The organism is Pantoea sp. SOD02 (assembly GCF_024707505.1).
Lineage (GTDB): Bacteria > Pseudomonadota > Gammaproteobacteria > Enterobacterales > Enterobacteriaceae > Pantoea > Pantoea symbiotica.
This window is the reverse complement of the sequence record NZ_CP102604.1, coordinates 2,364,076-2,383,597: the sequence shown is the minus strand read 5'-3', so window position 1 is coordinate 2,383,597 and position 19,522 is coordinate 2,364,076. Positions and strand designations below refer to the sequence as shown.

Below are 19,522 nucleotides of genomic sequence, written 5' to 3'. Positions count from 1 at the left end.
CGCGCATTACTGCGCTGGATTAATCAGCCAGGTTCCCGGCTTATCGATGGTCAACGATTGGCTGTGCACCTGGTTGCCGTTACGCACTTCAATGCGATAGTTCCCCGCCGCCAGATTCAATGAAGCAAACCCGCTGCTCGAGGGCTTCACATCCCGGGCTTCGCCATTCAGCATCACATTCTCACCCGCCTGCAAACGCAGATAAACCGTCGCTACCGTTGGCGCAGTGCTCGCCACATTATTGGCGGGTGCAGCAGGCGCGGCTGGCGTGGTGCTCGCGGCCACCGGCGGCACTTCGCTGTGACGATTCGCTTTCCACACCACCACAACAACCGCCAACACCGCAATCGCAGCGGCCACCACTAAACCGGGCGACAAACGACGTACGTTGCGTGGCGTCAAAGGTTCAACGGCGGCTGCGGCATGATTGACCGCCAACACCTGCGGTTCCGGCGTTGCCACCATCGGCTCCGCCGGTACAACCGGTTCGGCCACCACCGGAATGGTGGTAGAGAGCGCTTCGACATCGCTTACCGGCAGATCGATCAAGTTAGCAAAGGCATCAATGCTCTGCGGACGATCTTCCGGCTTCATCGCTAACGCGCAGTCAATGGCGTGCAACAGCGGCAGCGAATAGCCTTCCGGCTTGCGCTCCACCAGCGGCTGATAGTTATCCTCAATGCAGCGCACCACGCTCACCGGTGGCGCATGGCCGGTGATCAGGTTATGCAGCACCGCGCCCAGCGCATAGATATCGGTCCACGGACCTTGCTCAATTTCGCCTTCTTCGCTGTATTGCTCAATCGGCGCAAAGCCGGGTTTAAGCATGATCTCGGTTTCATCAGAGAGGTTACCGATCTCTTTGCGCGCCGAGCCAAAATCGAGCAGCACCGGCAGCTGATTTTCCTGAATCTGGATGTTATCCAGCGAGATGTCGCGATGCAGATAACCGGCAGCGTGAATGGTATCGATGGCGCCAAACAGCGGCGGCAGCAGACGGCGGATCCAGCTCTCATCAATGCTGTCCGGACTGGTGATCTGCCACTCTTTCAGCGTCATACCGCTGTAATAAAGCGTGCCCATGTACGCGGTGCCGTTCTCTTCCCAGAAGCGCAACACGTGCAGCAAGCCGGGATGATTGAAGCGTGCCAGCAGGCGCGCCTCCTGAATAAAACTATTGCGACCGGCGGTAAACAGCTTATGGAAACGCTCACCGCGCAGTTCCAGCGACATATCCGCCGCACGCACCGCCAGCGAGACGGGCATGTACTCTTTGATAGCGATAGTGCGTTCCAGCTGATGATCCCAGGCACGATAAACAATGCCGAAGCCGCCGCCGCCAATCACTTCCTTGATTTCAAATTCATTAAACCGGTAGCCCGCAGGCAGGGCGTTAGGTGTATGGTTTTCGTTTGCCGACATAGTGAACTCTCTGAACACGTCCTGTAGCGCCCCGTCATCACGATGACGGCGGGCAACGACCGCTAATTAATTAATGTTACGCCAGGCACCAATCGCCGGATCGGCGAGATCCGCATGCAGGGTGTCAATCAGTAACACAGTCACTTTTTGCTGTGGCATAAATTGCGGCGACCAAACGCCGCGTAACGTCTCAACCCGCTTTTTCAGCACATCGCTGTCCTGATCGGCGGTTTTGTCCATCTTCACCAGAAGTGTGCCGCTGAAGCGCCACACATGCTGTTGTGCATCAAACGGCAGCACTAACCAGCTATCATCGGCATCCGGACGCGTAACGATCATGCGCTGGTTATTCACCGAGACCACTTCCAGCGGCGGACCGCTTAGTTTCAAATCTGCAATCGGGTAGCCCTGATAGAAATTCAGCGCCACATTGCGCGTTTTACCGTTGCTCATCAGCGTCATTTCGCTCGGGCCTTCCAGCCAGCCTTCGGTAGAGCAGTGCTGATTCGGGTTATCCGGGATAAACAGCGATTCGCCTTTGTCATCCCACCAGGTACGGAAATGACAACCGCCCGGCAAGGCAAAATGCTGCAACGGCGTGCTATCCGCCGGGCGCGAGAGATCGAGCGGCGCGGCATTATTGGCGGTTGCGCTGGCCGTGGCATCGTTGATGACGATGGGACGCCAGTTCTGTAATTTGGCTGCGCTACCGTTTGCCAGCACGCTGCCCTCTTTATTAGTCATCTGCCACGGCAGTTCATCCAGCAAGCCGCACTGATTAGCCAGCAGCGTACCGACGCGCGGCAGGAAGCTGGTCAGGACGCTGGAGTCGGTGCTTTTGCCCGAAACAATGCGCAGCGGCAGCGTCTCTTTGCACCAGTCGTTAGGTGCTTTGCTCGCCACGTCATCAATGTAGACTTCCAATGACAGGCTCGGTGAATAGACCACACGATAATCTTCTGCCTGCGCATTTCCGGCCAGCAACAGGGTTGCGAAGCCCGTCAACCACACTTTCATAAGAATCCTTGGATCAATAACGTGACGGCAGAAAACGTGCCGCATCAGCCTGGGAATAAAGCAGCGTCGCTTCCTGCGGTTCGCCAATCCAGACGGCAAGAGCGCTGAGATTGTCGCTTTTAACACTGCGGTTAACGGCTTGTTCCATCAAAGTCAGCCACTCTTCGCAGGCATTCACCATGCGCAGGGCCAGTTCCATTTCGTGGGTGGTGAGATTGAGCCAGAATCCATCGCTGCAAACCAAAAACGCATCGCCATCGGCCAGCGTAATCACCTCGCTATAGGTGGCCGGACGGGCAGGCTCAACACCGAGCGCATTATAGAGTAAATTACTGTTAATGCCGGTATTTTCATAGCCCGCCTCGCGTAACTGCTGGGCCAAACTGTGATCACGCGTCACCTGATTCAGTACTCCATGACGGAAGTGATAAACCCGGCTGTCGCCAGCGTGCGCCCACCATGCGAGCTGTTTTTCACGGTCGATAAACAGCGCGGCAAGCGTGGTGCTCATCCGGGAAAAATTCGGATTGTTTCCCTGTGCCTCAATCAGCACCTGCTGGCAATGTTCGATGGCGGCACGCGTGCTTTCCGGCGTGAAGGTCGCGCTATGCTGCAACTGCGTCAGCAGCGTGTCGCGCACCAGCTGCGCAGCGATATCTCCGCCGGGCAAACCGGCCACGCCGTCGCACACCAGAAAACAGGCTTTATGATCGTCCAACTCGGCGCCAGTACGATCCTGATTTTCGTCGCGCATGCCTTGCTGGCAGCGGCTGGCAAACATCATCTTCATGCGTCTTCGGTCCGCGTCTGAGAATCCTTATATTGATTCACTTCCATATCATAGGCATGCAGGAAGGCTTCGCCGAACAGCGTGTGGAAGTCATCTTCAATTTCACCGGCGGTACGCTGATAGTGGCGTGAGAAATAATCCCACAGCGCCGCTTTTCGTCCGGTGCTAAACGCCATTTTGGGCAGTACGCCATCTTTGCGCGCTTCTTCTTCTAAGCGCTGCGGGTTAAAGGATTGCAACATGGCGGCGATAATTGCGCGGATGCCGGCAATCATCCCAAGCTGATGCGCCTGCAAATCCACCAGCGCATCACGCACCGCCGGTTCCGGCGGCATAAAGCCCGGCATCTGGCTCTGATACATCTGCATCAACACGGTTTTACCGGACGGCAAAATTTTGAACGGGTTATTGGCCTCGTTGAGGATCATCGTCATGTCGGCTTTCACGCCGCGCTTGAGAATCGAGCGCGAGGAGAGCAGGGCGACGGTGCCTTGCGAAAACAGGCTCAGCATGCGGCCAGTGACACGCATCTGCTCTTCGGTGATGGTGGTTTGGTGGCCGTTGTTCAGCCCCATGCCTTCCAGCAACGCAGCAATCAGTTTGTCCTGAGAGACGCCCAGCAAGGTGGCTGGCAGCGTCGGCGCATCGCTTTGCGGATCGATGGCGAGACGCGGATCGTTGCGACGTTCCTGACGCGCTACCGGCTCGGGAATCACGTCGGGCTCCTGCATCATGCCGAGCGGGTCATCACTGCTGTCGGCAAAGAACGCCAGCGGATCGTCCCGGTGGGTTTTGAGATTGTTGGGATCGCGCACTTCGAGCCCGTACTCACCAATTTGCAGCGTGTCACCATCCTGCAACGCTACCTGCGAGCCGCGTTGCAACGCGACGCCGTTCAATACCACCGACGTGACGCTGCCCTGATTGGTCAGGCGGCATTCGCCCTCCGGCGATAGGTGCACCAGCGCCTGCAAGCGCGATATGGCGCGCGATTCGTCAGGCAGCACCAGATCGTTATCCTGACTGCGGCCGATAGTGCCGCCGGGCGGTTTGAAGGCTACCGTCTTGGCGGGCACATCCGTATTGCACTGCACAATGGTAAATTGCATGAGTCATCCCGTTAACAAGGCAAACGCGACGGCCTATTCAAACATCGGTGGATAGAGGCCGTTGCGGCCCGGCTGTGCACCAGACGCCGGGTTAAACAATAATGAAAAAAGTTGCGCAGTCAGCGGGCCACTGTGTTTATGCGTGGCATGGCTAAAACCGTCACTGCGATTACTCCACCAGTAGCTCATGTGCTGCTGCGGATCGAACCTGTCAGCCACTTCACGCCAGCTCAGCGTGCAGGGCAAATCATCAAAACCAATCACATCCATGATGTCGCTGCGCTGCGTATCCGGCACCAGCAGCGGCGACAAGCGCTGCATTTGCTGTTCCAGCGCATCGGGATTGAGCCGATCGCGCACCGCGTGCAGCAGCAGCGCGCCCAATTCCTGAAACCAGTCGCCGGACATTGCCAACTGCGCGCTGTGCCAGCGGCTCAACGGGAAGCTACGCAGCGCCAGCAGCGGCCAGCTGCGGCCCACGCGATCACACGAGGGCAGCAGGCAGCCCATCTGCACCTGCTGACGCAGCGGCGAAAGCGGCAACACAAAATTCCACACCGGCGCACGTAAAAACTGTGCCGGACTGGCATCCGGTTGCTGATGCCAGTGCGTCAATCCCTGTTGAAACCAGTGGCTCCACGGCGTCACCGTATTTTCGCTCAGACGCTGGCGCAAAAAGTCGCCGGTGGCCGGTAACTTGCCGTACCAGCCCGGCGCAGTGTGTGTCGGCATGATTACCTCACCATTACTCACTGTGTCTGGTCAATCGCTGCGAAACGACGTGCGGCGCAATCGCCAGCGTGTTGCTGCTGTCACCGGCATTTTTCAGATTCTCCGCAAGCTTGCGCATCATCAACGCGTTGTCACGCGCATAGGGCGAAGACTGAATTTGTTGATCCAGCAGCTGGCTCAGATGCCAGTCGAGCTGCTGCAAATCACGCGCGCTAACATCATCCGGTAGCGTACGCTGCAGGTTTTGCATCAGCCAGCCACGCAGAAACTCGCCGTCATAATTGCGCGGCTGATACAGCATTTGATAAGCGCGCAGCGCATTGCGACTGTATTCGTTATCGGTACCCGGATCGTCACGCAGCAAATTAGTGATCTGCTGTGCCACGCGCGGCAACAGTAAAGACTTAAGCGCATTTTGATAAAGCGCCCACGCCGCATCGCTTACCTGGTTGCCGCGATACAGCCCAACGCGCATGGTAAGCGGTGGATTGTCGAGGGAAAAACGCTCGGAGAGCGGCAGTTTCACCAGGTTATTTAAGAAGGGTAGCAGATCAAAAATATTATCGGCGGGCTGATGGATTACCTGCTGACTTTGCGTGGTGATCGGACCAATGCGCTCTGCAACCTGGTCGAGATAACGCTGATTCTGAATATAGCTGGTGAGCCACAAGCAGGAGAGCAGCAACAGCGCGCCGGTCAGCACGCCATAACCGATCCAGTGGAACAGGCGGTTGCGGTATTCCCAATGGCGATTGCTACCCGCCAGGCCACTTTCGCGGAACACCAAATCGCTCAGCAAATCGCGGATAAAGAAACTCTGCCCTTTGTTGCCCGGAATGGGGCTGCTGCGATTAACGCTATCCCAGGCCGCGAGGCTGCTTTCACCGGTGTGCGGTAGCTGCAGTTTACGATTGAGCTCGCCCATGATGCGGTCAAACGGTAAACCTTCCTGCGTGCCGCTGGTGAAGAACAGACCGCGCGCCGACCAGGCAATCGGCTCCTGATGACTGGAGAACACCACATCAAGATACTCATTCAGCAGCGGACGCAGCGAACTGAACTCTTGCGGGAACAGGAAGCTGTCGGCGCGCTGGGTGAGATCGCGTTCACTCGCCATCACCTCAGCCAATTGCTGCTGTAAACGCTGCTCTAAGTGCTGATATTGCTGGCTGAAGCTACGATGCCAGTCATCTTTGTGCGGTTTGCCCGGTTCCCACGGAAAGGTAAAGCCCCAAATTGCATCACGCTGCGGCTTGCTTTGGCTGCCGTAGAAACTCATAAACCCTTTGAGCAGGTCGGTTTTGGTCACCATCACGTAAACCGGGAAGTGAATGCCGGTGTGCTGATGCAGCTCCGCCATGCGCTCACGCAGCGCGCTGGCCTGCGCATGACGCGCTTCGGCTGAATCGGTCAGCAGATCGGAGACGCTGATGGTCATGATCACGCCGTTAATCGGCTGGCGGGTGCGATAGCGCTTCAGCAGGTTAATAAAACTCTGCCACTCCGCGCCGTCGCGCGCGCGCTGGCTCTCCTGCAGGGCGTAACGCCCAGCGGTATCGATCAGTACTGCGCTGTCGGTAAACCACCAGTCGCAATGGCGCGTGCCGCCCACGCCGCGAATCGCCGCTTTGCCGAGGCTGTCGGTGAGCGGGAATTCAAGACCGGCATTAAGCAACGCGGTGGTTTTACCGGCGCCCGGCGCGCCAATCATCACGTACCACGGCAGCTGATAAAGGTAATGACTTTGAAAACGTGCTAGCCAGCTCTGCTGATGGCGACGACCAAACTGAGTGCGCTTTAAACGCAGCGCCGCTTCACTGAAGCGCTGCGCCAGCAGAGTTTCGGTGGCCTGACGATCGGATAACTCTTCCTGGCTCATCTGCTGCAGACGGTTAAGCAGCTTGCTGTTAAACCAGCCGCGCCACAATGCCGGGATAAACTGGAACAGCAGCCAAAGCAGATAGAGCAGACCGACCGCTAACTGGCGCGGCAATACCGGCTCGAGCGGGCGCGTATCGCCCCAGCTCCACAGCGGTCCGAGCATCCACAGCACGCAGCTCAATGCCGTGACGCCAATCAGGCTCCACAGCAGGCGATGGGTTAACAGATGTTGCAGTGATGCGCGCATCATTGGCCTCCCTGATGATTGCCGAGGGTTTCCGGTGTCACAAACAGGGTGATTTCCACCCGACGATTGCGGGCGCGGTTTTCATTGCTGTCGTTCGGCAGCAGCGGATTGCTGTCGCCGCGACCTTCCGCTTTCACGCTGTGACCTTCAGCGAGCTGCGGATTAAGCAGTTGGGTGATGGCGCGTGCGCGGGCAAAGGAGAATTCGTAGCTGGAGGCGAAACGGCCATCGACCGGGCTGTTGTCGGTATACACCGACACCAAAACCGTGCCTTTCACGGTTTTCATCGCGCTGGCCACATGCGCCAGCAGCGCCCGACCGACCTGATTCACCACCGTGCCATCGCTGGAGAACAGTTTGTCCGCCGGGATAATCACTTTGCTGCCGAACGCGCCGTCGCTCACTTCCAGCTGTCCGGCCGCAATCACATCATTCAGACGTTGATGCAGATCGAGCAGCGCTTGAGGGGAAGTAGGGCGACGTCCTGGCGTGATTTGTGGCAGCGGGGTTTGATAGATGGTGCGCAACAATGGTTCGGCGGCGTTGCCGAGACGCCAGTTCAGCCCGCTGTAGATCAGGCTCGCCACCAGCGTGGCCAGGGTGACGCAGGCCCAAAGCGGCACCATTGGACGCGTCAGGGTGCTGACCAGAGGATGCACTTCCACCAGCGGCACCGCCGGATTGGCGCTCGACGGACGATGCTCGGCTATCAATTGCGCCAGGCGTTTGCGGATCGCTTCACACTGTGCGCGACCGCTGTCACTGCCGCGATAGCGACCTTCATAGCCGAGCAACAGGCAATAGTGGATCAGTTCCAACAGCCACAAATGCTGCTGCGGGCTCTGCGAAACGCGCGATAACAGCTGGAACACTTTCTCGCCGCCCCAGCTTTCATTATGAAAAGTCACCAGCATGCCGTTACCGGACCACACGCCGCGCGTGCCCCACGGCGTTTGCGCCGCGGCTTCGTCCAGCACGCTGCACAGGCAGTAGCGCGCGCCGATGATCATTTCAAAAGGTAAACCCGCTTGTTTGCAGCGTTGTTCGAATTGGCGGATCTCTTCGATCAGTAACTGGCGCAAGCCGGCAGGATCGTCATGCGTAGCGGCCTGCCGTATACGTACCACGGCATTCAGGATAGGTGCTGCGGCATTAAGCAAAAGGTTATCATTGCCCGCGACAATGCCATCGCGAGCAAGGGAATCCTGAGTCATTAAATCTTGGTTATCCAGGCAAGGGCGAAAATCACAGCCCGCATAGCGAAAGCTGCTGCGGGCATTGTGCGCCGGATTGCATTATCAGTCTAAAATCCAGGTCGCGGTATCGTTAGTGCGACAAGCCTTACTGGCGCCCCCAACGGCCACACAGACCTGTTTGCTGTTGCGGCGAGGGCGCGGGCGATCGCTACGAATGGTCGCGTCATAACGGCTGCTCTCTACGCCCGCTTTCGGCGGAATATAGCCAATTAACTGGCCGTTAGGCTCATCGGCCACCGCCAGCCAGCTGTGTTCAACACGTCCCAGCACTTCAAACGGTTTGGCGTTATCAAGATAGCGCACTACCTTGCCACCGAAATCAGGCGTGGTCATCACGGATGCCGCATAGAGCGCGCGATAACTCTCATTGACCGGCGTGAATTCGCCAGGTGCTGCCACCGCATGACGATGAACCAGTTGGACGCCATTCACTTCACTGGTTACCAGCGTGTCATCAGTAACGGGTGGCGGTGGCGCTTTACACGCAGCCAGACTTAACACCGCCAGCAACACAAGCACGAGACTCTTATTCACCATGATCCTCAAATTTCATCAGATTAGCTGCAGAGTAATCTGCGGCACGAGCCTTTAAGGCAGGCAGATTAGGCAGCGAGAAAGCCATCAAAAAAACAGACAGATTACAGAAAGATAGTGCTGAACTAAGTCTACCTAAGACTTTTTAGAATTCAAACCATTGCACCATGAGAAATCCCATGCTACCGGGCGAAAAAGCAGCGCAGGACAATGATATAAAACACATAGTCACGGTGATAGATAAGCTTCATTAATTTATTCGCTGCAGTTAGCGATGCGAGGGTGCGCAGCGGCATTTGGTCGCTGCTAGTGCCAATCGAAAATGGTAAATAAGATTAATCTATTTTTTCAGATTAAAAAAGATTGCTCAGCGAAACAATTTTCTTAAATTCGGAATTTCCGGGCACTTTTTTGCCACTTTTAAAAGCAGCACGGCATGGCTTTTGCTTAACTGCCCTTTCTGCGTCACAGGCAAGGTGCACAAAGGCTGTGCACCCTTTGCGACTTGATAGTGCATTTTTCAGCCAGGAAGGTGATGGCAGCCTTTATATTGCGCCAGTACTGCGACAAAAATCATCTGGCACACCGTTTGCAATACCTCTCTGACATTGCGCATTTGCTTCGTGTCTTAGCCGAAACGAGTGCTTTGGATAAAGGCGTCCTCCACATGGTAATCACATGCTGCAGGACGCCTTTTTTTATAACTGCTGTGACCAGTAACTCAACGCAATTTCACTTATGGCTAAATAAGCTCACATTTCCCCCCTTTAATCCGCGCTTTAGCCTGACGGGGTTTTGGCATTCTATGCTCAGAATTCCTGCCAGCTGAGGTACGTCGTGGCTGAAGAGAGTAACGAGGACAAAACAGAATCGCCCACACCCCACCGACTTGAAAAAGCGCGTGAGGAGGGGCAGATTCCGCGTTCGCGCGAGCTGACTTCAGTGATGATGCTGTTGATTGGATTGCTGATCCTGTGGGTCGGCGGCAACAGTATGGCGGAGCGTCTGGCGAGCATGGTCGCCACCGGTTTTCGTTTTGACCACGGCATGGTCAGCGATGACAAAGTGATCATCGGCCACATTGGCAGCCTGATTAAGCAGGCGGTGATCGCGCTGCTGCCGCTGATGGGTGGCTTAGTGGTGGTGGCGATTGCCGGACCGATGGCGCTGGGCGGCCTTAACTTCAGCGGTAAATCCATCAAGTTCGATCTCAAAAAGCTTAACCCGCTCACCGGAATCGGCCGCATGTTCTCCGGTCAAACCGCCGCTGAGCTGGTGAAGTCGATTATGAAAGCGGTGCTGGTGGGCATCGTCGCCGGTTGGTACATCTGGAGCCACTGGCAAGAGATGCTGCGTTTGATGAGCGAATCACCCATCAACGCGCTGCATCATGGTTTATCGATGATCGCCGCCTGCTGCGGGCTGATCATGCTCGGCCTGTTCCCGATGGTCGGTTTTGACGTGTTCTGGCAGCTCTACAGCTACTTCAAAAAGCTGAAGATGACGCGCCAGGAAATTCGCGACGAACACAAACAGAACGAAGGCGATCCGCACGTTAAAGGGCGTATTCGTCAGGCGATGCGCGCCGCCGCTCGTCGTCGCATGATGGCCGATGTGCCGAAAGCCGATGTCATCGTCACCAACCCAACGCACTACTCGGTGGCGCTGAAGTATCAGGAAGGCAAGATGAGCGCGCCGAAAGTGATTGCCAAAGGCGCCGGCGATATCGCGCTGAAAATTCGTGAGCTCGCCAAAGAGCACCGTATCCCGATTCTCGAAGCACCGCCGCTGGCGCGTGCGTTGTATCGACACACAGAAATTGGTCAGTTCATCCCCGGCGCGCTGTATGGCGCAGTGGCAGAAGTGCTGGCCTGGGTTTGGCAGCTGCGACGCTGGAAGCGCGAAGGCGGCCTGATTCCAAACAAACCAAAAAACCTGCCGGTTCCGGCAGACATGGACTTTGCAGGAGAGAACACTAACGATGGCTAATTTAGCCGAGAAGCTGCGTTTACCGGGCAACTTTAAAGACACGCAATGGCAGGTGCTGGCTGGGCCGGTACTGATCATGTTGATCCTGTCGATGATGGTGCTGCCGTTACCCGCATTCATTCTTGACCTGCTGTTCACCTTTAACATTGCGCTGTCGATCATGGTGCTGCTGGTGGCGATGTTCACCCAACGCACGCTGGAGTTCGCCGCATTCCCGACCATTCTGCTGTTCTCGACGCTGCTGCGTCTGGCGCTGAACGTCGCCTCAACCCGTATCATTTTGCTGGAAGGCCATACCGGTGCCGATGCCGCCGGACGCGTGGTGGAAGCCTTTGGTCACTTCCTCGTTGGCGGTAACTTCGCCATCGGTATCGTGGTGTTCATCATCCTCGTCATCATCAACTTCATGGTCATCACCAAGGGTGCGGGACGTATCGCTGAAGTCGGCGCGCGTTTTGTGCTGGATGGTATGCCGGGTAAGCAGATGGCGATCGATGCCGACCTCAACGCCGGTTTAATTGGCGAACAGGAAGCCAAGCAACGTCGTAGCGAAGTGACGCAGGAAGCCGACTTCTACGGCTCGATGGACGGTGCGAGTAAGTTCGTTCGCGGTGATGCCATCGCCGGTATCCTGATCATGGTGATTAACGTCATCGGCGGCCTGTTGGTTGGTGTAGTGCAGCATGGTATGGATCTCGGCCATGCGGGCGAAACCTACACGCTGTTAACCATCGGCGACGGCCTGGTGGCGCAGATCCCCGCGCTGGTGATCTCCACTGCCGCAGGTGTCATCGTTACCCGCGTGGGTACCGATCAGGATGTCGGCGAGCAGATGGTGACCCAACTGTTCAGAAACCCGCGGGTGCTGATGCTGAGTGGCGGCGTGATTGGTTTACTCGGACTGGTGCCGGGCATGCCAAACTTCGTGTTCCTGCTGTTTACCGCTTCACTGCTGGGACTCGCCTGGTGGTTGCGCGGCCGCGAAATGCAGCCGAAGAAACCAACCGAAGCCTCAAGTCTGGTGAAAACTCAGGAAACGCCGGCCACCGTGGAAGCGTCGTGGACCGATGTGCAACTGGAAGATTCGCTGGGTATGGAAGTGGGATATCGCCTGATTCCGATGGTCGATCACCTGCAAAACGGCGAACTGCTGGGGCGTATCCGCAGTATTCGTAAGAAGGTGGCGCAGGAGGTCGGCTTCCTGCCGCCGGTGGTGCATATCCGTGACAACATGGAGCTGCCGCCCGCGCGTTACCGCATCCTGATGAAAGGCGTGGAAATTGGCAGCGGTGATGCTTATCCGGGGCGCTGGATGGCGATCAACCCAGGCACCGCCGCCGGTTCGCTGCCGGGCGAGCCGACTGTCGATCCGGCCTTTGGTCTGGCGGCGATCTGGATCGATAGCGCCCTGAAAGAGCAGGCGCAGATTCAGGGCTTTACCGTGGTTGAAGCCAGCACCGTGGTGGCGACGCACCTCAATCACCTGATCGGACAATACGCCAGCGAGCTGTTTGGCCGTCAGGAAGCGCAGCAGCTGTTGGATCGCGTTACGCAGGAGATGCCGAAGCTGACCGAAGATCTGGTGCCGGGCGTCATCACCCTGACCACGCTGCATAAAGTGCTGCAAAACCTGCTGACCGAGCGCGTCTCGATTCGCGATATGCGCACCATCATTGAGACGCTGGCGGAACATGCGCCGGTGCAGAACGATCCGCAAGAGCTGACCAGCGTAGTGCGTGTGGCGCTGGGACGTGCGATTACCCAGCAATGGTTCCCTGGCAACGGCGAAGTACAGGTAATTGGCCTCGATGCCACGCTGGAACGTCTGCTGCTGCAGGCGCTGCAGGGCGGCGGCGGCCTTGAGCCGGGTCTGGCGGATCGCTTACTGGTGCAGGCGCAAGGTGCACTGCAGCAGCAAGAGATGGCGGGCGCGCCACCGGTGCTGCTGGTGAATCATCCACTGCGTGCGCTGCTGGCGCGCTTCCTGCGCCGCAACCTGCCGCAGCTGATTGTGCTGTCGAATATGGAGCTGACCGACAACCGTCAGATCCGCATGACCGCCACCATTGGAGGCAAGTAATGCGTCGCTGGTGCTGGGCATTGATGATGTTGCCGATGATGGCGCTGCCGCTGGCTGCCGATGCGGCCAGCGGTGCCTGGAGCGCCAGCGCCAGCGGCCCAAGCATTGGCGTGCGCGGTAACTGGCTGATGACGCCTGCGCTGCGTGCGCCCTCCAGCGCGCCGGGTAACATCTCGCTGGTGAACTGGCGTTATCAGCTCAGCCGTCCTGCGCCTTCGGGTTTGCTGGTACGCCTGTGCGCGAGCGATCGTTGTGTCGAGATTGAAGGCGCCAGCGGCAGCACGCGTGGCTTAGCCAACGTGGCGGCAGAAGAGACGCTGCATCTGGCGTTTGGCTTTCAGGGGAAAGGCGCATTGCCGCCGGGCTTGCGCGTGGTGAGCAGTGAAGTGACCGTGAATTATCAGTAACGCGTGTTACATCGGCGGCGCATCCTGCGCCGCCGAGTGCGTTAATTAAGGCTTATCTCCCTGACCGTAAATCGGAGGTGAAGCCAGTTTTGCATCCTCTCTTAATTCTTTAACCTGCTTCGCATCCACTTTGGCCGCCGCCGGATTACCAAACTGCTGGGTCACAAAGTTACTGACATCCGCCACCTGCTGGTCACTCAGTTCAGGGGCAAAAGGCGGCATAAAAACTTCGCCCTCGGTCATATTGCGATGTACGCCGTTGAGGATCACCGATACCACGTTCAGCGCATCTGCCGCGCCGGTGCTGGTGTGATGGAACAGTGATGGATAGGCATGGAATCCGCTGCCCGATCCCGCACCTTCCGCGCCATGACAGCTGGCACAGTTACCGGCAAACAGCACCGCGCCGGGCTGAGCATTGCGGGTTGCGTCATCGGCACCGCGCAGTGCAATCAGCGCGGTGGAAGGTTGTCCCCAGCTGTCGCGCGCACGGGTTTGCTGCGCGTCCGGCTGTGGCTTGACGCTGCGCAGATAGGTGGCGATGTCCTGCAGATCACTCTCCGGCAGATATTGCAGGCTGTGCTCAATCGCTTCGGCCATAGGACCGGAGGCGCTGGCTTTGTTGGCAACAAACCCGGTTTTCAGGTAGGTCACCAGCTGTTGCTGGCTCCAGTCACCGATGCCTGCCTGCTTATCCGGCGTAATGTTGTACGCCATCCAACCGCCGAGATCGCCGCCCGCCAGCGCTTTATCGTTATCCATGCCCATGGTCAGATTACGCGGCGTATGACAGGTGCCACAGTGCGCCAGCGCTTCAACCAGATAACGACCATTATTCCACTGCGCGCTCTGCTGCGTATCGTTCTGCAATTCGCCTTTATCGAAGTTAAACCATTTCCAGAAGCGCATGCCCCAGCGCTGGTTGAACGGGAACGGCAGGTCGGTTTGCGGTGAAGCCTGATGCACCGGCGGCATCGACAGCAGATAGGCCTTGATCGCCAGCACATCGTCGCGCTTCATTTTGGTGAAGGAGTCATACGGCATTGCCGGATAGAGCTGCTCGCCGTTTTTGCCAATGCCGTCGCGCACTGCGGCAACGAACTGATCGTCGCTCCAGCTGCCGATACCGTACTGCTTATCGGAGGAGATATTGCTGCCCCAAATCTGGCCGAAAGGCGTACTGACCGCAAAGCCGCCGCCAAACAGCGGGCCGTTGGTGGCGGTGTGACAGGCAGTGCAGTCTCCGGCGCGAGCCAGATATTCGCCGCGCTTAATCTGAGCGGCATTGTCTGCCGCCTGCGCCACAGCGCAATGCATCAGAGCCACCGCGATAGCGGCCTGAATAAATACAGGTTTCATCGGGTGCTCCTTACAAGCTTGCCAGAACGCTATCGGCCATACGCAGCGCCAGCGCGGTGCCGGTCAGCGTTGAGTTAACCGTCGAGGCCGACGGCATAATGCCGGTGCCGGCGATAAACAGGTTCGGGTGATCGTGGGTGCGGCAGTGACCATCCACCACCGAATCCTGCGGATTGCTGCCCATGATCATGGTGCCAGTAATGTGCTGGTTGTTGTCGTAAACGCCGCGCTTGCTGTAAACCGCTTCCGTTCCGCCCATCTCTTTCACCATGCGCTGGAAGTCGATCATCGACTGGTCATAGCCGCGATGCACATATTCCGGGAAGCTGTAGTAAACCTCGAGGCGGGGAATGCCCCAGGCATCCTTCTCCGTTTTGCTCAGCGTGACGCGGTTTTGCGGCTCCGGCAGCATCTCCAGCAGGCACTTCAGCTGGACAAAGCGCTCGGCCTGGAAGGCCAGCTTGTCGTTAAGCACCTTGCCGTAATAGCCCTGACGCACCAGTCGTTCGGTGAGATAGCGCACCGGCGAGGTGTTGGCGAGATCGATACGCAATGCCGAACGCTCGCCACGAAAATCGCCGTCGCGCATATTATTGATGCTGCCGGGACGCATCGGTCCACGGCCAAACCACACCGGCTCATCGGCGTAAAACTCCACTGATGATCCCGGATGATCCATCAGGTTGCGACCCACCATGCCGGAACTGTTGGCAATGCCGTTCGGGTAGCGATCGCTGGTGGAGAGCAGCAGGATTTTCGGGCTTTCGATGCCGTTGGCGGTCAGGACAAACTGTTTGCCGGTCACGCGATGGCGCGCTTTGTTCTGATCGAGATAGTGCACCGCCTGAATGGCGCCTTTGTCGTCGGCCTCAATGCGAAACACCACCGCATTGGTGACGATTTTCACACCGGCATCCAGCGCCTTACGCGCGGCGATGCCGCCGTGATACTGTGCGTCAATCGGGCAAACCGGCATGCAATTGTTGTTGCCGCAGCAGGCCGGGCGACCGTCGTAGGCGATGCTGTTACGCGCCTGCGGACCAATGCCCACCTCATAACCCAGCGGACCGAGACGCTGCTTCAGGCGATCAAAACCGTACGGCAGCGGAATGCCCGGCAGCGGGTAAGGGCGCGAACGCGGCGAGGCCAGATCGCTATCGCCAGAAACGCCCATCTGATATTCGGCATCGCAGTAATAAGGTTCCAGCTCGTCATAGCTGATCGGCCAGTCGCGGCCAATGCCGTACAGTGACTGAATGCGCATATCGTTCGGCAACAGGCGGAACGCTTGTCCAGCCCAGTGCCATGTGGTGCCGCCGGTACCGCGCAGATATTGGGCGCGATAGGGATCCGGGCCTTTCTGAATCAGGTAATTGTTATCGCTGGGGATAAATTTCGGCTGCGGCGCCCACGGCTGCGGCGGATACGGTTCGGTGAAATCGCCCTTAAACGGCGAGTTGCGGAAATACTCCACCGCCTGATCGCGTTTAATCTCCGGGCCAGACTCCAGCATCAACACCGATGCGCCGGCTTTGGCCATCTTCAGCGCCGCCAGTGAACCGGCAATCCCGGCGCCAATCACTACCACATCGGCGCTTAATGAATCAGACATGTGCTCTCCTTGCAGGCGGCTGCGTCCAGAAGTTAGGTTGCCCCGGCGCGTAGCTCGGCGGTAACAGGGAATCGCGTAGCAGCTGATAACTGACGATGTTCTCAAAAGCGATGCATTGCGGGCGCGGCAGCGGGCCAACAACGCCGAGATACCAGCCGGAAACCAGCGCCTGATAAAGATCGTTGATGGCTTTGGGCTGCGTACTGAGCAACGCCAGCAGGCTGCTGCCGTTGGCGGCGGGTTGCTGTTGCAGCAGCGCGTTGAGCGTATCGAGCTGGCTATCCAGCTGCGGGAAGTGGTGGTGTAGCCAGCTGTAGAGGCGCTGCGCCAGCAGAGCATCCGGCTGGTCCATTCCGGTTAATCGGGCTGAAATCGCAGTGAAACTGGCAGAAGGCGCGACTGCGGCGGCCAGCGGCGGCGAGGCGAGTGCCAGGCTGCCGGGAAGCGCCTGCGTCAGGACGCCAGCCACCAGCAGGCCCGCCGTGCCGGTCAGCAACCGGCGGCGTGAAAGAGTCATCATGGAAATTCCCGAAAGTTATTTCAGCGCCTGAGCGGCAGCCTCTGAAGCCTGGTTATCCAGATCCTGTTTAGGAGTGCTGACGCCGACCGCGCCGACCACTTCATTTTGCAGCGTGAGCGGGAAACCGCCGCCGAGCGCCACAGCGTGCGGGATGGCGAGCACCGTGGTTTCGCCGCTCTGCAGACGCTGCATAAATTTCAGGGAAGGGGCGTGATACAACGCCGAGGTGCGTGCTTTACCGATCGCGGCATCGACACAGCCCGGCGATGCGCCATCCAGGCGCTGGAAGGCCAGCAGCGTACCGCTGGCATCAACTACCGCCACGCAGCCGGTGCTGTGCTGGGCGCTGATGCTGTTTTTCACACTGGTGATAACCTGGTTGGTGTGGCTGGCGTCCAGCGCGGCTGCGCTGGCCTGGCCAATACCCGCTGCCAGCAGCAGGGAAAGGGTGACAGATGCTCTAATCTTCATGTTTTGCTTCCGATATTTATTGTTTTATAACCTGCTTCTCGTCTCGCTTACGCTACGCCGTTGCAAAAATGTAAACAATTGCCGATAAACAAAACGCATACCTTAAGGCGTATAACTCATTGAGGTGGATAGATCTTATCCAGCGTCTCTTGCCAAATGAACGGCGTCAGTTGTTGATAGCGCAGGGCACGGGCGTTTAACGCATCTACCAGTCCTTGCTGGGTGGCAACAATCGCTGCGCTCATGTCGGCCGGTACCTTGACGTCCTGCAGCGTTTTCACCACTTCCTGCATCTCTTCAGCGCGTCGCTGACCGTGCTCCGCCACGCGGCTGATCAGGTAGTGCGGCAGCTGATCGTTCCAGCCCAGCGACGGGAAACTGGCGTGCAGTGAATCCAGCACCGCTTGCTCTACGCCGTACTGGCGCGCCGCGCTCAGGCATTCGGTGGTCAGCGCCTCAAGGCCTTTGATCATCACGCTGCGGCACATCTTAATCGCCGAGGCTTCACCCACTTCGCTACCCAGCAGGCGGCTGTTGAGGCCCAGCTGGTGCAGCAGCGGCTTCACCCGTTCAGCCTGCGCACCGCCAATCAGCAGCGGCGTCGCCAGCCGCTTGGGTGGCACCGGCGCCATCACCGCCACGTCGATATAGCTGGCACCCGCAGCGTGAATCACTTCAGCCGCGGCGCGTTTGGTGTGCGGTGCTACCGAGTTGAGATCGAGAAAATGCTGCCCGTTCTGTAACAGCGCTGCCGCCTGCTGCACCACGTTGAGGGCCTGCGACGCGGTAACGGTGGAGAACACCAGCGTGGCATCCTGCAGCGCGTCCGCCAGCGAAGCGGCCAATCGCACGCGGCCTTGTTGCGCTTTTTGCTGCAGCGCGGGCAGGGTTTCTGCCACGAGGGCTTTGCGGTCCCACACCGTCACCGCGTTGCCTTGCGCCTGTAAGTCTTGGGCGAGAATGCCGCCCGCTTCACCAAAACCGATAAAGGTGATGTTCATTAATTACTCCTTGCTGAAGGGCCAGACCGCCGCCGGAATCATGACTTCTCCGGCAAAAATGGCGCGTGCGGTGCGCAGCAGACCGCAGCCCGCCAGCGGGTTATCGCCTTCGCGCTGCAGCAATACGCTGAATTCGCCGCTGGGATGCTCCACGCTCAGGCGCTGTTGAGGTTGTTGGCTGGTGCGCGCCAGTCCGTCGGCGACGCTGCCGGGGATCAGGCAGGCGCTGGCAACGCTCACCGCGCCAAGCACGCCAATCGAGGCATGGCAGCGGTGCGGAATAAAGGTGCGTGAGCTAATCGCGCCGCCGTGACGCGCTTCAGCCAGCAGCGTGACTTTGGGCACCGTACGCTGGCTGACATCCCCTAGATTCATTCGCGGCCCGGCCTGCAGGCGAATCGACTCCAGCCGCTGCTTGAGCTCGCTGTCGCTGTCTAACGCGTCGCGGCTTTCATAACCGCTGCGATTGACATCCGCCGCACGGATTAGAATCACCGGCATGCCGTTGTCGATGCAGGTGACATCGATGCCATCAAAACAGTCGCGCGGCTGACCGGTCGGCAGCAGCGCGCCACAGCTCGATCCGGCAATGTCTTTGAAGGTGAGGGCGATCTCGCCTGCGCTGCCGGGTACGCCATCAATGCGCAGATCACCGTCATAGTCGACTTCACCATCAGGCGTGGCGAACGCTGCTTCGGCAATCTGCCCGGTGTTCTGCATGAAAATGCGCACGCGGGTGCGTTGATTGCCTGCCTTTACTAGCCCGCGTTCGACGGCGAAAGGCCCGACGGCGGCGAGGATATTGCCGCAGTTTTGCCCGTAATCGACGCTGGGTTGATCGACGTTGACTTGGGCAAACAGGTAATCGACATCGGCATCGTCCCGGTGTGAGACGCATACGATCGCCACTTTGCTGGTGAGCGGATCGGCCCCGCCGAGACCGTCAATCTGGCGGATATCGGGCGATCCCATCACCGCCAGCAGCACCCGATCGCGGGCCGCAGGATCTGCGGGCAGATCCTGCGCCAGAAAACAGGCGGCTTTGGAGGTGCCGCCGCGCATCAGTAAGCAGGGAATGCGACGCTGGCGCATGGT

General features: G+C 58.3%; 17 protein-coding genes. 3 read left to right on the top strand and 14 right to left on the bottom strand.

The annotated features are described in order from the left end of the window. Positions 1-6 precede the first annotated feature (6 nt). The 8 genes from NR302_RS11135 to NR302_RS11100 all read right to left on the bottom strand — a co-directional run bounded on the left by NR302_RS11135 (position 7) and on the right by NR302_RS11100 (position 8,991). Positions 7-1,422, bottom strand: coding sequence for a serine/threonine-protein kinase (locus NR302_RS11135; RefSeq protein ID WP_258143468.1), 1,416 nt, complete (start codon positions 1,420-1,422; stop codon positions 7-9). Positions 1,423-1,488: 66 nt separating this feature from the next. Beyond that, positions 1,489-2,439 carry a hypothetical protein gene (locus tag NR302_RS11130; protein WP_008107691.1) on the bottom strand — a complete coding sequence of 317 codons (951 nt, stop codon included), beginning with the start codon at positions 2,437-2,439 and terminating at the stop codon, positions 1,489-1,491. Positions 2,440-2,452: 13 nt separating this feature from the next. Beyond that, positions 2,453-3,229: a PP2C family serine/threonine-protein phosphatase gene (locus NR302_RS11125; protein ID WP_258143467.1), complete on the bottom strand. Its 777-nt coding sequence runs from the start codon at positions 3,227-3,229 to the stop codon at positions 2,453-2,455. After that, on the bottom strand, positions 3,226-4,338 hold the full coding sequence (tagH, locus tag NR302_RS11120; RefSeq protein WP_258143466.1) for a type VI secretion system-associated FHA domain protein TagH: 1,113 nt from the start codon (positions 4,336-4,338) through the stop codon (positions 3,226-3,228). Before tagH ends, NR302_RS11125 begins: the two co-directional genes overlap by 4 nt. 33 nt (positions 4,339-4,371) lie before the next feature. Beyond that, positions 4,372-5,070 (bottom strand): type VI secretion system-associated protein TagF, encoded by a 699-nt coding sequence (tagF, locus tag NR302_RS11115; protein WP_008107694.1) that lies wholly within the window; start codon positions 5,068-5,070, stop codon positions 4,372-4,374. Between the two features lie 13 nt (positions 5,071-5,083). Beyond that, positions 5,084-7,198, bottom strand: a complete 2,115-nt coding sequence (gene tssM / locus NR302_RS11110; RefSeq protein WP_258145186.1) for a type VI secretion system membrane subunit TssM — start codon at positions 7,196-7,198, stop codon at positions 5,084-5,086. Next, the gene (gene icmH / locus NR302_RS11105) at positions 7,198-8,412 is read right to left on the bottom strand and encodes a type IVB secretion system protein IcmH/DotU (RefSeq protein WP_036649251.1); all 1,215 of its coding nucleotides are present in this window, start codon (positions 8,410-8,412) and stop codon (positions 7,198-7,200) included. Before icmH ends, tssM begins: the two co-directional genes overlap by 1 nt. Positions 8,413-8,496: 84 nt before the next feature. Beyond that, positions 8,497-8,991: an SH3 domain-containing protein gene (locus NR302_RS11100; RefSeq protein ID WP_154156458.1), complete on the bottom strand. Its 495-nt coding sequence runs from the start codon at positions 8,989-8,991 to the stop codon at positions 8,497-8,499. An 834-nt stretch (positions 8,992-9,825) separates the two neighbouring features. On the opposite strand from NR302_RS11100, the gene flhB reads away from it, so the two are divergent. From flhB to NR302_RS11085, 3 genes are read left to right on the top strand one after another with little or no spacing between them, the layout of a single operon-like run. Then, positions 9,826-10,977, top strand: coding sequence for a flagellar biosynthesis protein FlhB (gene flhB, locus NR302_RS11095; protein WP_008110543.1), 1,152 nt, complete (start codon positions 9,826-9,828; stop codon positions 10,975-10,977). After that, a complete protein-coding gene (gene flhA / locus NR302_RS11090; protein WP_154156454.1) occupies positions 10,970-13,057 on the top strand; it encodes a flagellar biosynthesis protein FlhA in 2,088 nt (695 codons plus the stop codon). Before flhB ends, flhA begins: the two co-directional genes overlap by 8 nt. Then, complete coding sequence (locus NR302_RS11085) at positions 13,057-13,464, top strand: flagellar protein FlhE (protein WP_258143465.1); 408 nt, start codon at positions 13,057-13,059, stop codon at positions 13,462-13,464. Before flhA ends, NR302_RS11085 begins: the two co-directional genes overlap by 1 nt. Positions 13,465-13,509: 45 nt before the next feature. Here NR302_RS11085 and NR302_RS11080 read toward each other — a convergent pair whose 3' ends face one another. From NR302_RS11080 to NR302_RS11055, 6 genes are all read right to left on the bottom strand, one after another. Further along, a complete protein-coding gene (locus NR302_RS11080) occupies positions 13,510-14,823 on the bottom strand; it encodes a cytochrome c (RefSeq protein ID WP_258143464.1) in 1,314 nt (437 codons plus the stop codon). A gap of 10 nt (positions 14,824-14,833) precedes the next feature. Then, positions 14,834-16,435, bottom strand: a complete 1,602-nt coding sequence (locus NR302_RS11075) for a GMC family oxidoreductase (protein WP_258143463.1) — start codon at positions 16,433-16,435, stop codon at positions 14,834-14,836. Next, the gene (locus NR302_RS11070; protein ID WP_258143462.1) at positions 16,428-16,955 is read right to left on the bottom strand and encodes a sorbitol dehydrogenase family protein; all 528 of its coding nucleotides are present in this window, start codon (positions 16,953-16,955) and stop codon (positions 16,428-16,430) included. Before NR302_RS11070 ends, NR302_RS11075 begins: the two co-directional genes overlap by 8 nt. Positions 16,956-16,970: 15 nt before the next feature. Then, the gene (locus NR302_RS11065; protein ID WP_008110530.1) at positions 16,971-17,426 is read right to left on the bottom strand and encodes a heme-binding protein; all 456 of its coding nucleotides are present in this window, start codon (positions 17,424-17,426) and stop codon (positions 16,971-16,973) included. A gap of 116 nt (positions 17,427-17,542) precedes the next feature. Next, entirely contained in the window at positions 17,543-18,427 is an 885-nt protein-coding gene (locus NR302_RS11060; RefSeq protein WP_258143461.1) for an NAD(P)-dependent oxidoreductase, read from the bottom strand. Between the two features lie 3 nt (positions 18,428-18,430). Continuing rightward, complete coding sequence (locus NR302_RS11055; RefSeq protein WP_258143460.1) at positions 18,431-19,519, bottom strand: 4-oxalomesaconate tautomerase; 1,089 nt, start codon at positions 19,517-19,519, stop codon at positions 18,431-18,433. Positions 19,520-19,522 lie beyond the last annotated feature (3 nt).